Source organism: Pseudomonas sp., assembly GCF_048265905.1.
Classification (GTDB): domain Bacteria; phylum Pseudomonadota; class Gammaproteobacteria; order Pseudomonadales; family Pseudomonadaceae; genus Aquipseudomonas.
Window position 1 is genome coordinate 156,528 of the sequence record NZ_JBLXAP010000007.1, and the last position, 22,358, is coordinate 178,885.

The window sequence follows — 22,358 nt, forward strand, 5'->3', positions numbered from 1 at the left end:
GCAATCAATATCACTGCCTTCCTGCAGACGGGTATTTGTGTCGTAATCAACCCAGCGATACTTTGAAAGTGACAGCATCTTAGCGCTATGCGCCGCCTCAACCCACGACCTATTCCAAAAGCCCCCAGCGATACGACAGGGCTAGCAAGTTTACGCGCCTGGCGCGGCATTTCAAAAATTAAAAGCTGCGATATAAGCCACTGCGGCACCTAGCTAATAACAGATAAACTCAAGCTGTCAGCCCTGCTCCAACATCAGCTATGCTTGCCCGCTGTAACCAATAGGCCGCCCTGCAATTATGGAAATATCGTTAACCCACCGCCTTTCTTATAAACAGGCCAGCCTTACTGTGTTGGTTGCGTTTATTCTTGGCACAGTCCTGAGCATTATTCAGGTGGGTATCGATTACGTCAGTGAAGACGCTTCCATCGATCGTGAGATTCAGGCATTACTCGACACCAGTTATAACCCGGCATCGCGCATTGCCTACAATATAGATGCCGAGCTGGCTCAAGAGCTCGTTGCTGGCTTATTACGCTCACCAGCGGTGATCGATGCGAGCATCATCTCTGCCGACAGCAGCCTCATGGCCCATGCTTCACGCCCAGCCAGCGTCAGCCAATACCGGTTTATCAGCGATTACTTATTCGGCGCACGTCGTCAGTTTGAGCGCATGCTACTGATTGATCGCGCCCCAGAAGAAAAACTCGGTTCATTGCGTATCGAAGTCGACACCTATGCGTTTGGCAGCAACTTCCTGCGCCGCTCGATGCTGACCATCATGACCGGCTTTGCCCGCACCTTGCTGCTCTCGCTGATCCTGCTGGTATTGTTTTATTTCATGCTGACCAAGCCGCTGATCGAGGTCGTCAAAGCGCTTAGCTCACGTAACGTCAACAGGCCCAATACAGCCTCGCTGCCCTGCCCGCCCGGCCATGAACACGATGAAATTGGCACATTAGTCGCTGTGGCTAACCGACAGCTAATCAGCATTGATGATGAAATCAAACAACGTAAAAATGCCGAACAACGCCTCAACCAATCCCTGCTTGAACTGGAAAGTGCCGTAGCACAACGCACCACAGAACTGAAAGCAACCAACGCACGCCTGCTCAAATCCAATCACGAGCTGGAACATGCCCAGCAACAAGCGTTGCAGACGGCACATAGCCGCGCCTCATTTCTGGCCAACATGAGCCATGAAATACGCACACCTTTAAATGGTTTGCTTGGCATGCTCTCGCTGGCACTCGACACCCCATCCAACAGCGAGCAACAGCAACAACTGAGCATTGCCCATCACTCCGGCAAAGTGCTGGTCGATCTACTCAATGACATTCTCGATCTGTCAAAGTTTGAGTCTGGCCAGCTACAACTCGAACACATTTCATTCGACCTCAGGGCTCTGGTCGAAGACAACGCCAGCCTACTCTCGCAAAACGCCAGCCCCGGTGTTGAGCTGACGTGTTTAATTGATCCCGAACTGCCGGCCGAAGTGTTTGGCGACCCGACACGGGTGGGACAAGTGGTTAGCAACTTGATATCCAACGCGCTGAAGTTCACTCGCTTCGGGCGCGTTGACGTTCGCGTCAGGCCTGCGGGAGCAGACATCGAATTTATCGTTCGTGATACCGGTATCGGCATCACTGAAGAAGCTTATGAATTGATCTTCGAGCCGTTTGCCCAGGCTGATGCAGGCATTACCCGTCAATACGGCGGCACCGGCCTAGGTTTGGCCTTAAGCCGCCATCTGTGTGAAATAATGCAGGGGCAACTTAACCTGCAGTCAAAACTCGGTTTTGGCTCAGAGTTTACAGTTCGCTTACCTCTTAAAGCCTCCGCCCCACCGACTGTTTATCAACCCTTGACTGGCAAAGTCATCAGCCTGACTTCAGTCAGCTCTGGCCTCAACGAAATGCTCAAGGTTCTGCTGCCGCATTGGGGGCTTGAATATCAACGACTGGACACCGATGCCAGCCTGCTTGGACCGACTGCAGACATTGTCATCAGCGACTGCCCGGAGTGTCTATACAGCACCCGGCTTAACTGTCAGGCACCGATCTTACTGGTCACAGCCTATGGCAGCTTTCTAGCGCCGGAGCAGGCAAAATCACTAGCACCGCTTGAGCAGCTGGCACGTCCACTGCCGCAAAAAGTTTTGCGTCATGCCCTGGAACGTCATTTCAACACACAGCCCCGGGCGTTGATAAACCACCCAGAACTGTCTGCCGAAGCTGACTACAAAGCGTGCGTGCTGTTGGTTGAAGACAATCCGGTTAATCAATTAGTCGCGAAGGGCATGCTTATCAAGCTGGGGTACAAGGTGATCATCGCGAACGATGGCGAACATGCGCTCAAACAACTCAACGAGCATGTCATCGATATCGTGCTGATGGACTGCAATATGCCGGTCATGGACGGTTACGAGGCCAGCCGGCGCATTCGCCAGAGCGGTCTATATGTAAACCTGCCAATTATCGCGCTCACCGCCAACGCCCTTAGCGATGAGCGGCAGAATTGCAAAGCCGCCGGTATGAACGATTATCTGGCCAAGCCATTTACCCGTGAAGAACTGATCACCGTTCTTGAAAACGGACTCAATAACCGAGCATAGGCGTAATGCGCTCAAGCAGCCCGCCAACTTGAGCGCGTAACTCCTCAAGCTCGTTTAAGTCGGCCCCTGATTCACAGATCAGTTGCGCTTTGAGCGGCACGACTCGTTCACGCAACTGCACGCCTTGCGCGGTTAGCTTCAGATTCACCGCCCGCTCATCAGTGGCTGAACGCTGGCGAATCAACAAGCTTTGCTGCTCAAGACGCTTAAGCAGTGGCGTCAAGGTGCCGGAATCAAGCAACAATCTTGCCCCCAGCGCTTTAACCGTCGGCTGCTCGGGCGCGGCTTGCTGCCACTCCCACAGCACCAACATCACCAGATACTGCGGATACGTCAGCCCCAGTTGGTCAAGCATCGGCTTGTATGCACGCACGACAGCGCGCGATGCGGCATACAGCTTAAAACAGAGCTGGTCATCAAGTTGCAGCGACAATTCAGGCTTCATTTCAGCAGTGCTTCAATCTCGTTAGCCAGGTCTGCAGGCTTGGTCGTTGGAGCAAAGCGTTTCACCTGAGTGCCGTCCGCACTGAGCAAGAACTTGGTGAAATTCCATTTGATGCCTTTGCTGCCAAGCAGGCCGGGGGCACGTTGCTTTAACGAGACAAACAAAGGATGGGCATTACTGCCGTTGACATCAACTTTCTTAAACAGCGGGAAGCTCACACCAAAATTAAGCTCGCAAAACTGAGAAATCTCCCCCTCATCGCCCGGCTCTTGCTTACCGAACTGGTTACATGGGAACCCCAAGATAACCAGACCTTGGTCTTTATAACTTTGCCAAAGTGCTTCAAGACCTTTGTATTGCGGAGTGAACCCACACTTACTGGCGGTATTGACCACCAAAACAGCTTTGCCGGCAAAATCAGCAAGGGTCTTTTGCTCACCGGTGATAGTGGTGCACGGGATATCAAGTAATGCGTCAGTCACGGTATTTACTCATATTGCAGTGATTTGAAATAAAGATAGCTCGCAATTAAATTGCACACAATCTAAATACATGACAGTTATGCCTGATATTCAGCTCACTAAACATGCCAAATATCCATGCATGCAAAGCCTGCTAATTTCTGGACATCCCGTAACCCGCGCTTTAAACAAAAAAAGCCGGTTACGTCACTTTGCCTAAACCAGCCTGCAACGTATCATTCCAGCCCTGTCGCCCAGTGCCTTGTCACGGCCACCTACGCCACCCTTGCCCGTGGGATTAGTTTTTTAATTCAGGATCACTTCACATGCAGGTCAGCAAATCGAACAAGCTCGCCAACGTCTGCTACGACATTCGTGGCCCTGTACTCAAGCATGCCAAGCGTCTTGAAGAGGAAGGCCACCGCATTCTCAAGCTGAACATCGGCAACCCTGCTCCGTTCGGTTTTGAAGCGCCGGAAGAGATTCTCCAAGACGTCATTCGTAACTTGCCTACAGCGCAAGGCTACAGCGACTCAAAAGGCTTGTTCAGCGCCCGCAAAGCGGTAATGCAGTATTACCAGCAGATGAATGTCGAAGGCATTGGCATCGAGGACATATACCTCGGCAACGGCGTGTCCGAGCTGATCGTTATGGCCATGCAAGCATTGCTGAACAACGGCGACGAGGTGTTGATTCCTGCGCCTGACTACCCGCTCTGGACGGCCTCGGTAGCGCTCTCAGGCGGCAAGCCAGTGCATTACCTGTGCGACGAGCAAGCGGGTTGGTTTCCTGATGTTGCCGATATCCGTGCCAAAATCACGCCTAACACCAAGGCGCTGGTGTTGATCAATCCAAACAATCCAACCGGTGCGGTCTACTCCAAAGAAGTCCTGATGGACATCGTAGAACTTGCTCGCCAGCACAACCTGGTACTGTTTTCCGACGAAATCTACGACAAGATTCTCTACGATGATGCGAAGCACATTTGCACAGCCTCACTGGCGCCAGACGTGCTGTGCCTGACCTTCAATGGCTTGTCGAAATCCTATCGCATTGCGGGTTTTCGCTCAGGTTGGGTGGCTATTTCCGGCCCCAAGCACCGCGCCCAAAGCTACATCGAAGGTATCGATATTCTGGCCAATATGCGCCTGTGCGCAAACGTACCCAGCCAACATGCCATTCAGACAGCCCTTGGCGGTTACCAGAGCATTAACGACTTGGTTCTCCCCAATGGCCGCCTGCTCGAACAACGTAACCGCACCTGGGAACTGCTCAACGACATTCCTGGGGTTAGCTGCGTAAAGCCGATGGGCGCGTTGTACGCGTTTCCCAAGATCGACCCGAAAATCTGCCCGATCCATAACGATGAAAAGTTCGTTCTCGATCTACTCCTCTCGGAAAAATTGCTGATCGTCCAAGGCACCGCATTTAACTGGCCGTGGCCCGATCACTTCCGGGTCGTAACCCTGCCGCGGGTCGACGAACTGGAGCAAGCCATCGGCCGTATTGGTGGATTCCTCAAAGGTTACAACCAATAACAGGCTCTGCAGCGGTGGATTAACCAACGCTGCACCCATTCCAGCTTTCGACAACCATCGGCGCCGACATTCATGGACCTGCAAATCGACGATTTCTATAAAGACGCAGCCGCCGGATTGCTCATGCTTTACCAAGCCTTTCCGCGCAAAATCGGTCTGTATATTGAGGACCTGATCGGACGTGAAGAGCCCGACGAGTTTGGCCTACCCAGTAAACGCCACCAAAGTTGCCTCGGTACACAACTGTGGTTGGCTGATGAGGGCTATATTCGTTTTGAGTCCAGCATTGCTTACGATGCACTGGATCAGGCGGTACTCACCGAGAAAGGTTTTTTACGTCTTTCACGCAGCGTCCCGCACGTCGCCAGCGATGATCCAGACCTGCCGCCAAGCGTGCGCCGTGTCCATGCCACACTGGCATTCCAGTTGCGCCAAGCTATCAGCCAGCAGAACAGCGAACAGCTTGCCCGCCTCGCCCGCCAATTGTTTGTCGGCAGCCTAGGCATTGATAACGAAACAGCTTGAAATAGTCGCCCAGTTGAAGCCTGACGTCAGCGGCCTTATATAGCCTGCATACCGTGAATACCTATCCCTTGAGGAGTAGTTTCAAACCATGAAACGCATTTTCTTATTTCTAGCCACCAACATGGCTGTGTTGCTGATCGCCAGCATCACGTTGAAACTGCTAGGAGTTGATCGCTTCACCGGTCAAAACTACGGCAGCTTGTTGGCCTTCTGTGCGGTATTTGGTTTCGCAGGTTCGATCATCTCGCTGTTCCTGTCCAAGTGGATGGCGAAGATGAGTACCGGCACGCAAATCATCAGCCAGCCGCGCACCCGCCACGAGCAATGGCTGATGCAAACGGTTGAAGAACTGTCACGCGAAGCGGGTATCAAGATGCCTGAAGTTGGCATTTTCCCGGCGTATGAATCCAATGCATTCGCTACCGGCTGGAATAAGAACGACGCATTAGTCGCCGTCAGCCAAGGCTTGCTTGAACGCTTCTCACCTGATGAAGTTAAAGCCGTACTGGCCCACGAGATAGGCCACGTTGCCAATGGCGACATGGTGACCCTGGCCCTGATTCAAGGCGTGGTGAACACCTTTGTGATGTTCTTTGCGCGGATCTTCGGCAACTTCGTCGATAAGGCAATCCTGAAGAATGAAAACGGCCCAGGTATCGGCTATTTCGTGGCGACCATTTTTGCTGAAATGGTGCTCGGCATTCTCGCCAGCATCATCGTTATGTGGTTCTCGCGTAAGCGTGAATTCAGAGCAGACGAGGCTGGTGCCCAACTGGCGGGTACCAATGCCATGATTGCAGCCTTGCAACGCCTGCGCTCCGAACAAGGCGTACCGGTTGAGATGCCAAGCACCCTCGCCGCCTTCGGTATCAATGGCGGCCTGAAGAACGGCCTCGCAGGCTTGCTCATGAGCCATCCGCCTCTTGAAGTACGTATCGAGGCACTACGTCAGCGCGGCTAAACAGCCAAGAACAGATCAAGGCGACCTTCGGGTCGCCTTTTTTATGCGCTCAATTTTCATAACAACCACTACTCAACAACAACCATTGATCCCAGCAACTGAACATCAGCAGCGCGCTACGGTCGACAATAATAACGGGCGCAGTTTGTGACCCTCACGCCAGACAGGAGTACGACCATGAAGTACAACTGGGATCTTATCGAGCGCTTGCTGCAGCACGCACAGGACTCAGCCAACGAACGCTTCAATCCACGCAAGTACGCGGTGCAGCTTGCCGAAGAAGAGCAACGCGCAGGCGCTGGAAATATTGATGAGGACGAACTCAAGGCACAGGCGTGTGACTATGAAGCCTTGCTGCTTAAAGCCGAATTTATCGCCCCGCGGCCAGAAGCCGAAGGCGGCAACGGCGAGAACTTTGTCCTCACCGATCGCGGCTTGCAGCTATTGAACATGATCGACAGCAGCTTCCCCGGCGAGCAGCACCCTCGCGAAATACTCGACAGAGAAGGTCTCAGCGCGTTGGTACCCGAAATCTTTGACAAGCTCGCAGTCAAGGCAACCTAAGTTGTCTGGTGTCTCTGTTGCGCTCTAGCAACGGCTTAACTGATACACCGACTCTTCAAGCGTCTCGAGCCCTCGATCGGCAAACCGCCAGTTGAATGCGTCTTCGGTGCGCAAAAGCTGGTATTGCCAACCGCTACTGAATAACCGAGCGACCTCGCTCTCAGTCACTGAGAATGGCGGGCCGTCCATCTTCGCCTGATCGTAAATCAGCGTAACCAGCACACCTTGGCAGCCAACTGGCAAGATTAATTGCAGATGCTCTACATATTGAGCGCGCATATCTTGCGGCAAGGCAATTAACGCGGCTCGATCATAAAAGCCCTTACAACCGTCAAGCGACGAGGCATCGAACTGAAAAAAATCGCCGCAGTAAATTTCAATCGACTTTGCGCGATATACCTTGAATGCCCCTTCCTGACTGACCTGAGGCTCAAGTTGCTGCTCCTTAAAAAAAGCCTCAACCGCAATCTGCGACAGCTCGACGCCCGTCACACGTAAACCTTGCGCAGCCAACCAGGTTAAATCCAGAGATTTACCGCACAAAGGTACAAATACTTGATCGCCCGGCTGCAAACCGAGTGCAGACCAACTTGCCTGCAAGTAACCATTGACCTCTTTCGCGTGAAAACCAATTTCATTGTTTTCCCAGCGACTTTGCCAAAAATCCGCCTGCATTGCCTGCCTCATCTAATTGCTGCGTGGAGAATCATCTTCGCCCAAAGCCAATCCAAATACTATCTCAGGCCGACCACATCTGGCCGATGCAGCATCGCATTTAATTTATCGATTAATTAATCCGATTTTTAATATTTGATGCCCAGCGTGCTTGATCAAATAATGACGCATGCAAGCAGTGCCATACTCGTCAACGCCTCGTACCTATCAGGAACCCTCATGTTGCCCAGCCTCTATATTTCCCATGGCTCGCCTATGCTCGCACTTGAGCCGGGCGCTAGCGGCCTGGCGCTACGCGGGTTGGCCGCCAGCATTGAGACGCCGAAAGGCATCATCGTTATGTCCGCGCACTGGGAGTCAAAATCGTTGCAGATTAGCAGCGCAGCACAACCCAATACCTGGCATGACTTTAACGGCTTTCCTGCGGCCCTTTACCAACTGAATTACCCCGCTCCCGGTGATCCTGAGTTGGCGCAGCAGATAGCCAAGTTATTAAGTAAGCATGGCCTGCCTGCCACGCTCGATACGAATCGCCCTTTTGACCACGGGACTTGGGTACCGCTTAGATTGATGTATCCGCAGGCTGACATTGCCGTGGTGCAGCTATCCCTGCCTAGTCATTTAGGTCCTGCAATGCCCTACAAAATCGGTAAGGCCCTGAGCCAGTTGCGTGCCCAAGGTTATTTACTCATTGGTTCAGGCAGCATCACCCACAATCTGCAAGAGCTTGACTGGCAGGCAACTCAGGGTCATGCAGAGCCATGGGCTCAAGCGTTTCGCGACTGGATGGTCGAGGCCCTTAGCAATAATGATGAAAGCGCCTTGCTCAACTATCGGCAATTAGCCCCCTTCTCAATACGCAGCCATCCGACCGATGAGCACCTGTTACCGCTGTTCTTTGCCTACGGCGCTGGCGGAGGCTTTAGCCTTGTTCACAACGCTTTTACTCTGGGCGCCTTGGGCATGGATATTTATCGCTTTGATTAAGCACTCAGTTGCTCGACGCAGTGAGTGAGGCCCAGTAGCCGCACAATAAAAAAGGCCGCTAAGCGGCCTTTTTTATCTTTCAGACATTTAGCTTAAACGTTAGAAACGTTCAATGTCTGCTTTAGCTTCTAGCTGCTTACGGTACGACGCAAAGTCTTGCTGACCAATACGCGACGCGAGGAAGCGACGGTAAGTGGTTTTTTCTTCATCCGTCAGCGCTTGCTCTTGCTTACTCACACCGTCCAGACGAATGACCACAAAGTCACCGCTGGCCAAGCTCACGCCAGTGTAGGTCGACTTACCATCATCATTTGGTTTCGGCATGCGGAACAGCGCCTGCAATACAACAGGATCAACACCTTCCTGAGCACGGGTTGCAGCCTCAGTCACAGCCCACTGAGCCTGGTCAGCCGCTGTGCCGCCAGCAGCGAGCTCAGCAATTTGCTTTTCGCCAGCCGCTTTTGCTGCTTCACTGGCACGTACAGTCGTCAGGTGCTCGCGAATGCTGTCGGCCACTTCTTCAAGCTTCAGTTGCTCAGGCTTGAGGTGTTCTTTGACGTGAACCACAACCGCAGTGCTTGGATCAAGTTCGATCACCGAGCTATTGCTGCCACCCTCAAGCACATCGTCGCTGTAAGCCGCTTCGACGACCTTGCGGTTAGCCAGGATGCCTTCGCCGCCTTCACGACCAAATGGCTGACTGGTTTCAACTTTCAGGCCCAGCTCTTGCGCTGGCTGTGCCAGATCAGAAGCTTCGAATGCAGAGTCTTCAAGCTGCTTGGATGCCTCAACAAAACGTCTTTCGACCTTTTGTGCTTTGAGGTCGTTAACCAGTTTTTCTTTCAGGCTGTCGAAGCTAGGAACTTCTGGCGCTTGCACACCCAGCAGCTTGATTAAGTGCCAACCGAAGCTACTGCGTACGGGTTCAGACACTTGGTCCTTGTCCAGCGCGTACAGGGCCTTCTCAAAATCAGGGTCATAAACACCAGGGCCTGCGTAACCGAGGTCACCACCGTTGTTGGCAGAACCCGGATCTTGCGACAGTTCTTTAGCCAAGGCAGCGAAATCTTCACCGTTTTGCAAGCGTTTCTGGATTTCCTCAATCTTGGCTTTGGCTTGGTCATCACTGACCTCATCATTCACTTCGATCAGGATATGCGCAGCATCACGTTGCTCTGCAAGATTGGCAATTTCGGTCTTGTAAGCCTCTTGCAAGTCTTTGTCAGCGACTTCGACCTGATCAAAGAACGCGTCTTTTTTCAGCTCAACGTACTGCACTATGACTTGCTCAGGGCTCATGAACTGGCTGCTCTGTGCGTCATAGTAAGCTTTGACGTCATCATCACTGACCGTCACCGCTGCCGGGTCAACTTTTATCGTCTGGGTTGCGAAGTCGCGAGTCTGCTTTTCCAGCGCGGCAAATGCCTGGACTTCTTCGTCGGTCACAAAGCTGCTGGCAGCTAAGCCTGCACGTAATTGGCCGATGACCATTTCCTGCTTGAGCATCTGACGGAACTGCATACGCGTATAGCCCAACTGACGAATCACCTGGTCAAAACGGTCCGCATTAAATTTGCCGTCAACACTGAACTCAGGCGTCATCAAAATAACTTGGTCGAGCGCTGCTTCGGAGAAACCGAAATTAGCCTCAGTCGCCCCCTGCAACAGCAGGTTGCGCTCAATCAGACCTTTGAGCGCAGCATCACGTAACAATTTCTCATTAAGCAGCGCGGGATCAAAGTTCTTGCCCAACTGCTGAACAAGCTGGCGACGCTGCATTTCTACGGCTTGGCCAAGCTCATTTTGAGTAATTTTTTCGCCATTTACTTCGGCGGCATTCTGAGCATTACTAGTGCCGGTAAAAATCGCATCGACACCCGTCAAAGCGAGCAGCGCAACGATAAGACCGATAATAGTCTTGGCAATCCAACCTTGTGAATTGTCCCTAATATTCTGAAGCATGCATCCCCCAGAACGACTGTATAGATAAATCAGCCGCGCAGTGTGGGTAAGTTCCGGATAGAAGAAAGGCGCATCCGAGGATGCGCCTTCTCGTAACTGGCGGAGCGGACGGGACTCGAACCCGCGACCCCCGGCGTGACAGGCCGGTATTCTAACCGACTGAACTACCGCTCCGCTGTCAGATCAGCGATGAAGCTGATCTGATGGGCAATGCCCCAAAGGCGCTTAGTTAACAGCGTCTTTCAGTGCTTTACCAGCTTTGAAACCTGGGATCTTGGCAGCCGCGATGCTGATTGGGTTGCCAGTCTGTGGGTTGCGGCCAGTGCGAGCTGCACGCTCTTTAACTGCGAAAGTACCAAAGCCTACCAATACAACAGAATCACCAGCCTTCAGAGCGCCAGTTACAGATTCAATTACTGCGTCTAGCGCGCGGCCAGCAACAGCTTTTGGGATATCAGCAGATGCTGCGATAGCATCGATCAGTTCCGACTTGTTCACTCTAAGTCCCCTTAATTTCTGTTGAGAATATTTCTTCGTTTTTTAGTGTACGTGAAGCGAGTGCTGGAGGGCTCATTAACCCCAATTAGAGCCGCTTTATAACAAGGGCTCTAAAATGGTGTCAAGGAACCCTTCCGGCTAATGCGTGCTGATTCGCTCCTTGGAATCAGACTCGCGAGTTTCATCCTTTGCAACTAACTCAGGAGCCGCATCAGCTAAGGGCTCCGGGGCGTATTGCAGCGCAATTTGCAGGACCTCGTCAATCCATTTAACCGGTTTAATCTGAAGGTCTTGTTTAATGTTCTCCGGAATCTCCTTCAAATCACGCACATTTTCTTCCGGAATAATCACAGTTTTGATGCCGCCACGGTGAGCAGCAAGCAGCTTTTCCTTGAGCCCGCCAATGGCCAAAACCTGACCGCGCAAGGTAATTTCACCGGTCATTGCGACGTCTGCGCGCACTGGAATCTCGGTCAGCGCTGAAACCAGCGCCGTACACATCCCCACGCCCGCGCTAGGGCCGTCTTTCGGCGTTGCCCCTTCCGGCATATGGATATGGATGTCGCGCTTCTCATAGAAGTCGAGAGGCACGCCCAAACTTTTCGCCCGACTGCGTACAACTGTCTGTGCGGCGGTGATAGATTCAAGCATTACATCGCCAAGCGAACCGGTTTTAATCAGTTGGCCTTTACCTGGAACAACCGCAGCCTCAATGGTCAGTAATTCGCCACCAACTTGAGTCCACGCAAGACCGGTAACTTGACCAATTTGATCCTGTTGTTCGGCCAAACCATAGCGATGCTTACGCACACCGAGGAAATCTTCCAGGTTTTCAGCGGTAACCAAGACCTTAAAACGCTTTTCTTTGGCGTGATCTTTAACCGCTTTACGGCAAACTTTGGCGATCTGCCGCTCAAGGCTACGCACACCCGCTTCACGGGTGTAATAGCGAACGATATCGCGAATGGCATCGACCTCAAACTCCAGCTCACCCTTCTTCACGCCGTTGGCCTGAGTTTGCTTGGGCGCCAAGTATTTGATAGCAATGTTAATTTTTTCATCTTCGGTATAGCCAGGCAGACGAATGACTTCCATACGATCCAGCAACGGACCTGGAATATTCATCGAGTTGGCAGTACATAGGAACATCACATCAGAAAGATCGTAATCGACCTCAAGGTAATGATCGTTGAAGTTGTGGTTTTGCTCAGGATCAAGTACTTCCAGCAATGCCGAAGCCGGATCGCCACGCATGTCCTGCCCCATTTTGTCGATTTCATCGAGCAAAAAGAGTGGATTGCGCACACCGACCTTGGTCATCTTTTGAATCAATCTACCGGGCATAGAGCCGATATAAGTACGGCGATGACCGCGAATTTCCGCTTCATCACGCACACCACCCAAGGCCATCCGCACAAATTTGCGGTTGGTTGCAGTGGCAATCGACTCAGCCAGCGAGGTTTTACCCACGCCTGGCGGTCCAACCAGACACAGCACTGGACCTTTGAGCTTCTTCACGCGCTTTTGCACGGCGAGGTATTCAAGGATGCGATCTTTGACTTCTTCCAGGCCGTAGTGATCAGCGTCGAGAATCGATTCTGCACGCGTCAAGTCAAGGCGAACCTTGCTCTGCGCTTTCCACGGCACATTGGTCAGCCATTCGATGTAAGAGCGCACCACGGTGGCCTCAGCGGACATCGGTGACATCTGCTTGAGTTTGTTCAACTCGCTTGTAGCCTTGGCATGCGCATCTTTACTCATGCCAGAAGTGTCAATGCGCTTTTTCAGCTCATCGATTTCGTTGTGGCCTTCGTCAATATCACCCAGCTCTTTCTGAATGGCCTTCATCTGCTCATTCAAGTAGTACTCACGCTGGCTGCGTTCCATCTGCTTTTTAACCCGGCCACGGATACGCTTCTCAACCTGTAACAGGTCGACTTCGGCATCGAGCAAGGCCAAGACGTGTTCAACACGCGCAGGTAATTCGGTAATTTCGAGGATTTCTTGCTTCTGTTCAATTTTCAGCGCCATGTGCGCGGCCATGGTATCGACCAGGCGGCTAGGCTCATCGATGCTATTGAGCGACGACAGCACCTCAGCCGGGACCTTCTTGCCCAACTGCACATACTGCTCGAACTGACTCAACAAGCTACGGGTGAAGACCTCTGACTCACGCTCAGCAACTTCAGCCTCGTCAAGCAGCTGGACTTCCGAGCGGAAGTAGCCATCGGCTTCGATAAACTGCTCGATTTCACCGCGCTGCTCGCCCTCAACCAGCACCTTAACGGTACCGTCAGGCAACTTGAGCAGCTGCAGCACCGTGGCAACGGTGCCAACTCGGTACAGGCCTTCTTCATTTGGATCATCGTCAGCCGGATTCTTTTGTGCGACCAGCAGGATCTGCTTTTCGCCAGACATCGCGGCTTCGAGTGCTTCTATGGATTTTTCACGCCCTACAAACAGCGGGATGACCATGTGCGGATAGACCACGACATCGCGCAGCGGCAGGAGAGGCAATTCGATGGTTGTCTTCATGATTTCGGCTCTACAGCGACCATACGGCCGTAAACGATGGGAATGACCCTTAACCCTAAGATGGGGCTACCCCCAAGAAAAAACAAGCGCTACAACTGAAAAACAAAAAGGGCCCGCAGGCCCTTTTGCACTCAGGATGTAACAGACGGGTTAAGCGTCCGGTGCAGCCTTAGCTGGCGGCTCACTGTTTTCATAGATCAACAGTGGCTGTGAAGTGCCATCAATCACGCTTTCGTCGATGACGACCTTGCTGACATCAGTCTGAGACGGGATCTCATACATGGTGTCAAGCAGAATGCCTTCAAGGATAGAACGTAAACCACGAGCACCGGTTTTACGCTCCAACGCTTTGTGCGCGACTGACTTCAGAGCATCTGGACGGAACTCCAGATCAACCCCTTCCAACTCAAACAGCTTGGCGTATTGCTTGGTCAGCGCATTTTTCGGCTCGGTCAGAATCTGCATCAACGCAGCTTCATCCAGCTCGTCCAGTGTTGCGATAACCGGCAAGCGGCCAACGAACTCAGGAATCAGGCCGAATTTAACCAAATCGTCAGGCTCGACATTACGCAGCGACTCACCGATTTTCTTGCCAAGGTCTTTACTGCGGACCTGAGCGTTGAAACCGATGCCACCCTTCTCAGAACGGCCTTGAATCACTTTTTCCAAACCAGAGAACGCGCCACCACAGATAAACAGAATGCTGCGGGTATCAACCTGCAGGAACTCTTGCTGCGGATGCTTGCGACCACCTTGCGGCGGAACCGAAGCAACGGTGCCTTCAATCAGCTTCAGCAATGCCTGCTGAACGCCCTCACCCGATACATCACGGGTGATTGACGGGTTGTCAGACTTGCGCGAAATCTTGTCGATTTCATCGATATAGACAATGCCCATCTGAGCCTTCTCTACATCGTAGTCGCACTTCTGCAACAGCTTCTGAATGATGTTCTCGACGTCTTCACCGACATAACCAGCTTCGGTCAGGGTGGTGGCGTCAGCAATGGTGAACGGGACATTAAGCAAGCGCGCCAAGGTTTCAGCCAGCAGGGTTTTACCCGAGCCAGTTGGACCGATCAGCAAAATATTGCTTTTACCCAGTTCAACATCGTCACTTTTCTTGTCGCGCTGGTTAAGACGCTTGTAGTGGTTGTACACCGCTACAGCCAAAACCTTTTTCGCACGCTCCTGACCGATCACATACTGATCGAGGATCGCGCTAATTTCTTTAGGCGCAGGTAATTTGTGCGCACTGCTCTCGGCCTGGGCTTCTTGCACCTCCTCGCGGATGATGTCGTTGCACAGGTCGACGCACTCGTCGCAGATAAAGACGGAAGGACCAGCAATCAATTTACGTACTTCATGCTGGCTTTTGCCGCAGAAGGAGCAATAAAGCAGCTTGCCGTTGTCCTCGCCGTTGCGGGTGTCAGTCATTCGATCAATCCAATACGGTAGGCTTGAAACACAAGATGAAGGCAAACGTGGGCTTTTTCAAGTCCACAGGTGGTTAGTTAGACCAACCACCCTCATCAGAACTGCTTAGGCTGGCATGTCACGCTTCATCATGACGGAGTCGATCAGGCCATATTCAGCCGCACGCTCAGCACTCATGAAGTTATCGCGCTCGGTGTCACGCTCGATGGTTTCAAGCGATTGACCGGTGTGATGAGCCAGCAAGGTATTCAGACGGTGACGAATGTGAAGGATTTCCTTCGCATGAATGTCAATGTCCGACGCCTGCCCCTGGAAACCGCCCAGAGGCTGGTGAATCATCATCCGTGAGTTCGGCAAGCAATGACGCTTACCTGCCGCACCACCAGCCAACAAGAACGCGCCCATGCTGCAAGCTTGACCTATGCAGGTGGTCGATACGTCAGGCTTGATGAATTGCATGGTGTCGTAGATCGACATACCCGCAGTCACCGAGCCACCCGGCGAGTTGATGTACAGATGAATATCTTTATCTGGGTTTTCCGCTTCAAGGAACAACAACTGAGCGGCAACCAGGTTGGCCATATAGTCTTCGACCGGACCAATCAGGAAGATCACTCGCTCCTTGAGCAAACGTGAATAAATGTCGTAGGCGCGTTCGCCACGGGCCGATTGCTCGACAACCATAGGAACCAGGCCGCCAGCGGCTTGAATGTCAGGCATTTGTTGCATAAAAGGATTGCGGGACATTTCTTGCACTCGCTCCCTAAAAAATAGTCATATTTCAAATACGCATAAGCCAGCGCGAGGGCTGGCTTATGGTGTGTTCGAACGAGGTAAAGAAATCAGTCGGCTTTTGGAGCTTCCACCGGCTTGACAGCTTCTTCGTAAGAGACCTTTTTATCGGTCACATTAGCCTTCTGCAAAACAGTATCTACAACTTGCTCTTCGAGCACAACAGAACGAACTTCGTTCATCTGCTGATCGTTCTTGTAGTACCAGGAAATAACCTGCTCAGGCTCTTGGTAAGCGGAAGCCATTTCAGTGATCAGCTCTTTGACGCGAGCGTCGTCTGGCTTCAAATCGAACTGCTTAACCACCTCAGCAACGATCAGGCCCAACACTACGCGGCGCTTGGCTTGCTCTTCGAACAGCTCTGCTGGCAGTTGATCTGGCTTGATGTTGCCACCGAACTGCTGAACAGCCTGCACGCGCAGACGGTCAACTTCGCTCGACAGCAGCGCCTTTGGCACTTCAATTGGGTTGGCAGCCAACAAGCCGTCCATCACCTGGCTCTTAACCTTGGATTTGATGGCCTGGCGCAGCTCGCGCTCCATGTTTTTGCGAACTTCGGCGCGGAAACCGTCGATGCCGCCTTCTTTAATACCGAACAGAGCGAAGAAATCATCATTCAGCTCAGGCAGCTTTGGCGCAGCAACAGCAGTCACGTTAACGGTGAACTCTGCGGTTTTACCGGCCAGATCAAGGTTTTGGTAATCTTCTGGGAAAGTCGGGTTGATGACTTTCTCTTCGCCAGCTTTAGCGCCAACCAGAGCGTCTTCAAAGCCAGGAATCATACGGCCAGAACCGAGAACAAGCTGAGTCCCTTTAGCCGAACCACCGGCGAATTCAACGCCGTCGATTTTGCCGACGAAATCGATAGTCAGCTGGTCGCCAGTTTCAGCGGCACGCTCAACAGCTTCAAAGCTGGTGTTCTGCTTACGCAGGATGTCCAGCATGTTGTCGACGTCAGTATCAACAACGTCAGCTTCCAGACGCTCAACAGCGACAGTGTCGAGGCCAGTCACTTCAAACTCAGGGAAAACTTCGAAAGTAGCAACGTACTCGAGGTCCTTGCCTTTTTCGAACGACTTAGGCTCTACAGCAGGCTGGCCAGCCGGGTTCAGCTTCTGCTCAACAACAGCCTCATAAAAGGTCGCTTGAATCAGGTCGCCCAGGGCTTCCTGACGCGCAGAATCTTCGTAGCGCTGACGAATAACGCTCATCGGTACTTTGCCTGGGCGGAAGCCAGGAACCTTGGCGCGACGAGCAGTCTGCTGCAGACGCTTGTTGACTTCGGTCTCGATACGCTCGACGGGTACGCCGACGGTCATGCGACGCTCGAGTACGGAAGTGTTTTCAACAGAAACTTGCATTGATAATCCTCGTTGCACAGACATATAAGCCGACTGTTTCCAGCCCCAAATCAAGGGCATGCATTCTAGAGGGTCAATTTACAGAAGTCACCCTAGATGCAGGCGGCAAACGGGAGATAACTAATAGATGGCATGCATGCAGAGTCTTGAGCTCATGCACTGGCCACCACTGCAGCAACGCCTTTGAATACGGGCATTGCGCTTTGTTAATCAGCGTATTTGTGTTCCCCCAAACGCCACCATGGTTTCACCAAGTACAGCCTTTAGGGCACAGCCGGGGCGCATAATACACCTTTTGTATTGACCAATGGAAAAAAGCTATTTCTGCCTTTGTCGTCACATCAGGTGAACCGAGAACCACCCGACACACCATGAGCGCACCTCGCGACCACAAGGCGAAGCGCGCAAGCCTTGAACAGGGATTCACCCACGCATACTAGCGTTCAACCCCGAATTAATACCCAGAAACGAAAAAAGGCAGCCTTTTGGGCTGCCTTTCTTAACACTGCTTTTAAATTAAATGCTTTCGCTTTAAAAACAGCACCTTAATTGGTGCGGACGGAGAGACTCGAACTCTCACACCTTGCGGCGCTGGAACCTAAATCCAGTGTGTCTACCAATTCCACCACGTCCGCGTAACAAGGGTTGAAACATAAGAGCCAGACATAATGTCTGGCTCTTACTTCAGCAATATGGGGTGGACGATGGGGATCGAACCCACGACAACAGGAGTCACAATCCTGTGCTCTACCAACTGAGCTACGCCCACCATATAACTAACTTGAGCCAAAGATACCAAATGGTACACCCGGCAGGACTCGAACCTGCGACCATCCGCTTAGAAGGCGGATGCTCTATCCAGCTGAGCTACGGGCGCTTATCCATCTGCAAGCAGACTTCAAGCTTTCGGCATCCTCACAAACGCTTATTACTAAGCAGCCTGCTTGTTTGCCGTCTTACCCAGCGACTGGCTGTGCTCGACAAGCGGGGCGAATGTTAATGGCGGTTTCGATATCCGTCAACACTAAAATCAAAAAAAATCAGTGAGATAAAGGAGTTACACGAATTTCGTGGCTTAGCGCCTTTGCCTCACGCCCGCTCCGTGAGAGAATGCGCATCCTTTTTCCACCCTCTCTTATTGGTTAACTACGCGCAATGACCGCACAACTGATTGACGGCAAAGCGATCGCTACCCGCATTCGCCAGCAGCTCGCCACACGTGTCGCCGAACGGCGCCAGCAAGGTCTGCGAGCGCCAGGCCTTGCAGTGATCTTGGTTGGTAGCGACCCAGCCTCTCAGGTTTATGTCTCGCACAAACGTAAAGACTGTGAAGAAGTAGGTTTTATCTCGCAAGCCTACGACCTGCCTGCCGACACCAGCCAAGACGCGCTGGCAGAACTGATTGATCAATTAAACGAAGACCCGGCGATTGACGGTATTTTGGTTCAGTTACCGCTGCCGGAACACCTTGAGTCATCGTTGATCCTTGAGCGCATCCGCCCAGATAAAGACGTCGATGGCTTCCACCCGTACAACATTGGTCGTCTGGCCCAACGTATGCCGCTGCTGCGCCCATGCACGCCAAAAGGCATCATGACCCTGCTCGAAAGCACCGGTGTTGATCTGTATGGTTTACATGCAGTTGTGGTTGGCGCCTCGAATATCGTCGGTCGACCAATGGCGATGGAGTTGTTACTCGCCGGCTGCACCGTCACCGTTACTCATCGCTTCACCAAAGACCTGGCTCGCCACGTGGGTGACGCAGACTTGTTGGTTGTTGCCGCTGGCAAACCGGGGCTGGTTAAAGGTGAATGGGTTAAACCCGGCGCTATCGTGATTGATGTCGGGATCAACCGCCAGCAAGACGGCAAGCTGATTGGCGATGTGGTCTATGAGACGGCCCTGCCCCGCGCAGGCTGGATTACGCCAGTGCCGGGCGGCGTAGGCCCAATGACCCGCGCTGGCTTGCTGGAAAACACCCTGCACGCGGCAGAATACCTGCACAAATAAGCACGGCAGTTAAGCACGGCAGGTATACAAAAACGGCAGACGCTTAACGTCTGCCGTTTTTGTTTGTGTGAGGCTCAATCAACCTCACGACCTTGCATTGGCTTACTTGCGTGCCTGCTCCCATGATTTCAGCAGGTCGGCATAGTTAACCGTCTCGCCTTTAGGTTTCTCATTGGCCAGCTTCGGCTTTGGTGCGCCCGGCTGATCCAGCCAGTATTGCGGATCACGCGCCTCGTTGAGCTTAGGCCCGCATTCACCAAGCACATTGGCTCGCTCCAAACGTCCGAGCATGGTGTCCTGAGCTGCGGCCAAACCATCCAGTGCTTCTTGCGGGGTTTTATCGCCACTGGCTGCCTCAGCGATAAACTGCCACCAGAGCTGCGCCAGACGCGGGTAGTCGGGCACATTGGTACCGGTTGGCGTCCATTGCACACGAGCCGGGCTGCGGTAGAACTCAACCAGACCACCAAGTTTCGGCGCAATGTCAGTCATTGCCTGCGAGTTAATATCCGACTCACGAATCGGCGTCAGGCCAACCAGGGTCTTTTTCAACGACACAGTTTTCGAGGTGACGAACTGCGCATACAGCCAAGCGGCCAGACGCTGCTTTTCAGGCGTCGACTTGAGGAACGTCCATGAGCCGGTATCTTGATAACCGAGCTTCATGCCCTCTTCCCAGTACGGCCCCTTTGGAGAAGGCGCCATCCGCCATTTTGGCGTGCCATCGGCATTGACCACCGGTAAGCCAGGCTTGGTCATGTCAGCGGTAAAGGCGGTGTACCAGAATATTTGCTGGGCAATATTGCCCTGCGCTGGCACTGGCCCGGCTTCAGAGAAGGTCATGCCCTGCGCCTCTGGTGGCGCGTACTGACGCAGCCAGTCGACGTATTTCTGTGTGGCAAAAACTGCTGCTGGGGCGTTGGTTGCACCGCCACGCGCAACGCTGGAGCCGACTGGGCGGCAACCGTCAACCCGAATGCCCCACTCATCAACCGGCAGGCCATTGGGCAAGCCTTTATCACCGCCGCCAGCCATGGAGAACCAGGCATCGGTGAAGCGCCAGCCGAGTGATGGGTCTTTCTTGCCGTAATCCATGTGGCCATAGACTTTCTGGCCGTCGATCTCTTTGACATCTTCAGAGAAGAATTTGGCAATGTCTTCATAGGCGGACCAATTGACCGGCACACCCAACTCATAGCCATACTTTTCTTTGAATTTGGCTTTCAGGTCAGCCCGCTCGAACCAGTCAGCGCGAAACCAATAGAGGTTGGCGAACTGTTGATCGGGCAATTGATACAGCTTGCCGTCTGGCCCAGTGGTGAACGATATGCCAATAAAATCGGGCAGATCCAAGGTTGGCGAGGTGAAATCCTTGCCTTCGTTGGCAATCATGTCGCTGATTGCCACAGCCTTTCCGTAGCGAAAGTGAGTGCCGATCAAGTCGGAGTCATTGATGTAACCGTCGTAGATGTTTTTGTCTGATTGCATCTGAGTCTGCAGCTTTTCAACCACATCGCCTTCTTGCATCAGGTCGTGCGTGAGCTTGATCCCGGTGATTTCACTGAAGGCCTTGGCCAGCACTTTGGATTCATACTCATGGGTGGCGATGGTTTCAGACGCTACGTTGATGGTCATGCCGCGAAACGGCTCGGCTGCCTTGATAAACCACTTGAGCTCGGCGAGTTGCTGTTCAGGCGTGAGTGTCGAGGGACTGAACTCACTTGCCATCCATTTTTTTGCCGCATCTTCGTAGGCGTCGGCCCAAGCCGCACCACTTAGTCCGGACAACGCCAGCAAGGCTGCCAGCGCCATGCTATGTCGGGTTTTGTTGTTATTTTCGAACATAGAGACCTCCATCTCAGGGTATTTACTAAAGCTATAGAAAAGCCGGTTTACTCGCGCTTTGTTAGCCCCAACGCATTACTGCAACCAACCACACCACGGACAGCGCTGAGGCTATCCAGACACTCCAGTCAGTCACACCTATCACCATTAAGTGCAGGTATGCGCTGCCTAAAAGCCCAATAAACAAGCGATCGCCACGGCTGGTGGTAATAGGTAAAAAACCGCGGCGCTCAACACAGGGTGAGCGCAGCTCCCAAACAGTCATACCGACCAACAGCAGGCCGATACCGCCGAAAAACAAGGCTGTCGGTAGTGTCCAAGCCATCCATTCCATAGGTTTCTCCTTATACCCGGCCCAAGGCAAAGCCCTTGGCGACATGGTTGCGTACAAACCAGATCACCAACATGCCCGGCAATATGGTCAAAACTCCCGCAGCGGCCAGCACGCCCCAGTCGATACCCGAAGCCGAAACCGTGCGCGTCATCACCGCAACGATCGGTTTGGCATCAACCGATGTCAGCGTTCGCGCCAGCAGCAATTCAACCCAGGAAAACATGAAGCAGAAGAACGCCGTCACACCAATCCCCGAACCGATGAGCGGGATAAAAATCTTCACAAAGAATTTAGGAAAGCTGTAGCCGTCGATATAAGCCGTTTCATCAATCTCCTTGGGCACTCCCGACATAAAGCCCTCAAGGATCCACACCGCCAATGGCACGTTAAACAGGCAGTGCGCCAAGGCAACGGCGATATGCGTGTCAAACAAACCAATCGATGAATAAAGCTGGAAAAACGGCAAGAGAAACACTGCAGGCGGCGCCATGCGATTGGTTAGCAGCCAGAAGAACAGGTGTTTATCACCCAGAAAACGATAGCGGGAAAATGCATAGGCTGCTGGCAGCGCTACCGCCAGTGAGATCAGGGTATTCAAACTCACGTAATACAGTGAATTGAGGTATGCCTGATACCAGCTCGGATCGGTGAAGATCACCTTGTAGTTGTCCAGCGTAAAGCTGTTGGGCCAGAGCGTCAGACTGCCAAGAATTTCGGTATTGCTCTTAAAGGACATGTTCACCAGCCAGTAGATCGGCACCAGCAAGAACAAGATGTAGAGCCCTAAAACCACGCGTTTACGTATCATCGCCAGCCT

Annotated in this window: 18 protein-coding genes, 4 tRNA genes and 1 pseudogene; 7 read left to right on the top strand and 16 right to left on the bottom strand. The window is 52.7% G+C overall.

Annotated features, from left to right (window positions below; all coding sequences use genetic code 11):
- The first annotated feature begins 298 nt into the window (after positions 1 to 298).
- Entirely contained in the window at positions 299 to 2,614 is a 2,316-nt protein-coding gene (locus ACN0UH_RS11925) for a response regulator (protein ID WP_417662239.1), read from the top strand.
- Here ACN0UH_RS11925 and ACN0UH_RS11930 read toward each other — a convergent pair.
- Together ACN0UH_RS11930 and ACN0UH_RS11935 are read right to left on the bottom strand one after the other, a co-directional pair.
- Positions 2,598 to 3,059 carry a MarR family winged helix-turn-helix transcriptional regulator gene (locus tag ACN0UH_RS11930; RefSeq protein ID WP_417662240.1) on the bottom strand — a complete coding sequence of 154 codons (462 nt, stop codon included), beginning with the start codon at positions 3,057 to 3,059 and terminating at the stop codon, positions 2,598 to 2,600. The two genes, ACN0UH_RS11925 and ACN0UH_RS11930, sit on opposite strands and share 17 nt — an antisense overlap.
- The gene (locus ACN0UH_RS11935) at positions 3,056 to 3,541 is read right to left on the bottom strand and encodes a glutathione peroxidase (RefSeq protein ID WP_417662241.1); all 486 of its coding nucleotides are present in this window, start codon (positions 3,539 to 3,541) and stop codon (positions 3,056 to 3,058) included. Before ACN0UH_RS11935 ends, ACN0UH_RS11930 begins: the two co-directional genes overlap by 4 nt.
- 305 nt (positions 3,542 to 3,846) lie before the next feature.
- Between ACN0UH_RS11935 and ACN0UH_RS11940 the strand changes: the two genes are divergently transcribed.
- From ACN0UH_RS11940 to ACN0UH_RS11955, 4 genes are all read left to right on the top strand, one after another.
- Entirely contained in the window at positions 3,847 to 5,058 is a 1,212-nt protein-coding gene (locus ACN0UH_RS11940; RefSeq protein ID WP_417662242.1) for a pyridoxal phosphate-dependent aminotransferase, read from the top strand.
- Between the two features lie 72 nt (positions 5,059 to 5,130).
- Positions 5,131 to 5,583 (top strand): hypothetical protein, encoded by a 453-nt coding sequence (locus ACN0UH_RS11945; RefSeq protein ID WP_417662243.1) that lies wholly within the window; start codon positions 5,131 to 5,133, stop codon positions 5,581 to 5,583.
- Between the two features lie 88 nt (positions 5,584 to 5,671).
- Positions 5,672 to 6,544, top strand: a complete 873-nt coding sequence (gene htpX / locus ACN0UH_RS11950) for a protease HtpX (RefSeq protein WP_417662244.1) — start codon at positions 5,672 to 5,674, stop codon at positions 6,542 to 6,544.
- Between the two features lie 177 nt (positions 6,545 to 6,721).
- A complete protein-coding gene (locus ACN0UH_RS11955; RefSeq protein WP_417662245.1) occupies positions 6,722 to 7,108 on the top strand; it encodes a transcriptional regulator in 387 nt (128 codons plus the stop codon).
- Between the two features lie 24 nt (positions 7,109 to 7,132).
- On the opposite strand, the gene ACN0UH_RS11960 is transcribed toward ACN0UH_RS11955, so the two are convergent.
- Positions 7,133 to 7,783, bottom strand: a complete 651-nt coding sequence (locus ACN0UH_RS11960) for a thiopurine S-methyltransferase (RefSeq protein WP_417662246.1) — start codon at positions 7,781 to 7,783, stop codon at positions 7,133 to 7,135.
- A gap of 219 nt (positions 7,784 to 8,002) precedes the next feature.
- Between ACN0UH_RS11960 and ACN0UH_RS11965 the strand changes: the two genes are divergently transcribed.
- Complete coding sequence (locus tag ACN0UH_RS11965; RefSeq protein WP_417662247.1) at positions 8,003 to 8,770, top strand: DODA-type extradiol aromatic ring-opening family dioxygenase; 768 nt, start codon at positions 8,003 to 8,005, stop codon at positions 8,768 to 8,770.
- Positions 8,771 to 8,869: 99 nt separating this feature from the next.
- Here the strand turns inward: ACN0UH_RS11965 and ACN0UH_RS11970 are convergent, their stop codons facing one another.
- From ACN0UH_RS11970 to ACN0UH_RS12015, 10 genes and pseudogenes are all read right to left on the bottom strand, one after another.
- Positions 8,870 to 10,732, bottom strand: a complete 1,863-nt coding sequence (locus ACN0UH_RS11970; RefSeq protein WP_417662248.1) for a SurA N-terminal domain-containing protein — start codon at positions 10,730 to 10,732, stop codon at positions 8,870 to 8,872.
- A gap of 97 nt (positions 10,733 to 10,829) precedes the next feature.
- Positions 10,830 to 10,906 (bottom strand) — tRNA-Asp (locus ACN0UH_RS11975).
- Positions 10,907 to 10,957: 51 nt separating this feature from the next.
- Positions 10,958 to 11,254 (bottom strand): annotated as a pseudogene (locus ACN0UH_RS11980) (HU family DNA-binding protein); the annotation flags it as partial.
- A gap of 114 nt (positions 11,255 to 11,368) precedes the next feature.
- Positions 11,369 to 13,765 carry an endopeptidase La gene (lon, locus tag ACN0UH_RS11985; protein ID WP_417662249.1) on the bottom strand — a complete coding sequence of 799 codons (2,397 nt, stop codon included), beginning with the start codon at positions 13,763 to 13,765 and terminating at the stop codon, positions 11,369 to 11,371.
- A 150-nt stretch (positions 13,766 to 13,915) separates the two neighbouring features.
- Positions 13,916 to 15,199, bottom strand: coding sequence for an ATP-dependent Clp protease ATP-binding subunit ClpX (gene clpX, locus ACN0UH_RS11990; protein WP_417662250.1), 1,284 nt, complete (start codon positions 15,197 to 15,199; stop codon positions 13,916 to 13,918).
- A 105-nt stretch (positions 15,200 to 15,304) separates the two neighbouring features.
- Positions 15,305 to 15,946 carry an ATP-dependent Clp endopeptidase proteolytic subunit ClpP gene (clpP, locus tag ACN0UH_RS11995; RefSeq protein WP_417662251.1) on the bottom strand — a complete coding sequence of 214 codons (642 nt, stop codon included), beginning with the start codon at positions 15,944 to 15,946 and terminating at the stop codon, positions 15,305 to 15,307.
- Positions 15,947 to 16,041: 95 nt separating this feature from the next.
- Positions 16,042 to 17,352: a trigger factor gene (gene tig, locus ACN0UH_RS12000; RefSeq protein ID WP_417662252.1), complete on the bottom strand. Its 1,311-nt coding sequence runs from the start codon at positions 17,350 to 17,352 to the stop codon at positions 16,042 to 16,044.
- A gap of 550 nt (positions 17,353 to 17,902) precedes the next feature.
- Positions 17,903 to 17,987: transfer RNA gene (locus ACN0UH_RS12005), tRNA-Leu, on the bottom strand.
- A gap of 58 nt (positions 17,988 to 18,045) precedes the next feature.
- Positions 18,046 to 18,121 (bottom strand) — tRNA-His (locus tag ACN0UH_RS12010).
- 31 nt (positions 18,122 to 18,152) lie between these two features.
- Positions 18,153 to 18,229: transfer RNA gene (locus tag ACN0UH_RS12015), tRNA-Arg, on the bottom strand.
- Positions 18,230 to 18,507: 278 nt separating this feature from the next.
- On the opposite strand from ACN0UH_RS12015, the gene folD reads away from it, so the two are divergent.
- Positions 18,508 to 19,362, top strand: coding sequence for a bifunctional methylenetetrahydrofolate dehydrogenase/methenyltetrahydrofolate cyclohydrolase FolD (gene folD / locus ACN0UH_RS12020; protein ID WP_417662253.1), 855 nt, complete (start codon positions 18,508 to 18,510; stop codon positions 19,360 to 19,362).
- A 102-nt stretch (positions 19,363 to 19,464) separates the two neighbouring features.
- On the opposite strand, the gene ACN0UH_RS12025 is transcribed toward folD, so the two are convergent.
- The 3 genes from ACN0UH_RS12025 to ACN0UH_RS12035 all read right to left on the bottom strand — a co-directional run bounded on the left by ACN0UH_RS12025 (position 19,465) and on the right by ACN0UH_RS12035 (position 22,349).
- On the bottom strand, positions 19,465 to 21,207 hold the full coding sequence (locus ACN0UH_RS12025) for an ABC transporter substrate-binding protein (protein WP_087516650.1): 1,743 nt from the start codon (positions 21,205 to 21,207) through the stop codon (positions 19,465 to 19,467).
- Positions 21,208 to 21,268: 61 nt separating this feature from the next.
- Positions 21,269 to 21,541: a DUF2160 domain-containing protein gene (locus ACN0UH_RS12030; protein ID WP_339516728.1), complete on the bottom strand. Its 273-nt coding sequence runs from the start codon at positions 21,539 to 21,541 to the stop codon at positions 21,269 to 21,271.
- A 10-nt stretch (positions 21,542 to 21,551) separates the two neighbouring features.
- Positions 21,552 to 22,349 (bottom strand): carbohydrate ABC transporter permease, encoded by a 798-nt coding sequence (locus ACN0UH_RS12035; protein ID WP_417662254.1) that lies wholly within the window; start codon positions 22,347 to 22,349, stop codon positions 21,552 to 21,554.
- Positions 22,350 to 22,358 lie beyond the last annotated feature (9 nt).